This window comes from Mycobacterium sp. E3247, from assembly GCF_001667785.1.
Classification (GTDB): domain Bacteria; phylum Actinomycetota; class Actinomycetes; order Mycobacteriales; family Mycobacteriaceae; genus Mycobacterium.
In genome coordinates this window covers 1-618 of sequence record NZ_LZJG01000333.1, presented here as the reverse complement: position 1 = coordinate 618, position 618 = coordinate 1, and the positions used below count along the sequence as shown (strand labels likewise).

Annotated in this window: 2 protein-coding genes; one reads left to right on the top strand and one right to left on the bottom strand. The window is 69.9% G+C overall.

The features are described 5' to 3' along the window. Positions 1-140: TetR/AcrR family transcriptional regulator (locus A9X04_RS32365; protein WP_156751880.1), on the bottom strand; the 140-nt coding region annotated here is incomplete at its 3' end. Positions 141-280: 140 nt separating this feature from the next. Between A9X04_RS32365 and A9X04_RS32360 the strand changes: the two genes are divergently transcribed. Continuing rightward, positions 281-618 (top strand): TetR/AcrR family transcriptional regulator (locus A9X04_RS32360; RefSeq protein WP_156764413.1); only part of this gene is annotated, 338 nt, incomplete at its 3' end.

Sequence of the window (618 nt, the reverse complement as noted above, 5' to 3'; positions counted from 1 at the left end):
GCCCGGGCGATCTCGCGAATCGTGGTGCGCGAATAGCCATTCTCGGCCACACATCGCATCGCGGCGGTGATGATGCGGGCCCGGGTCTGCTCACCGTCGGCACCCACCGGCCGACCCAATTGCGGCGGCGTGACGCTCATGCGGCGGGAAGCCCGCCGCAGCTCCGTCCATCACGCACTACGCACCTCCGCGGCGAAGCCGGAACTAATCGATCACTCGATTATATTCGACCGTGTCGGGGACCGGGAGCCGGCGGACGGGACGCGCGAGTGAGGACAGCATGGTGACGCGGGCGCAACGGGGACGTCCGGTCGGCGCCAGCGGCGAGGAGACGCGGCAGCGGATCGTCGTTGCCACCATGCGCTGCGTGGCCGAGAATGGCTATTCGCGCACCACGATTCGCGAGATCGCCCGGGCGGCCGACGTCACCAGCGGCAGCCTGTACCACTACTTCCCGAACAAGTCCGAATTGCTGGACGCGGCCGTCGAGGACATCGAACGCATGGCGGTGCCGCGGCTGCGAGCCGCCGCCGCGGGTCCCGGCGGCGTGGTCGATCGCCTCGCGGCGGTGCTGGACGAGGCGAGCCGGCTGATGCGCGAGTATCCCGATCTGGCCGC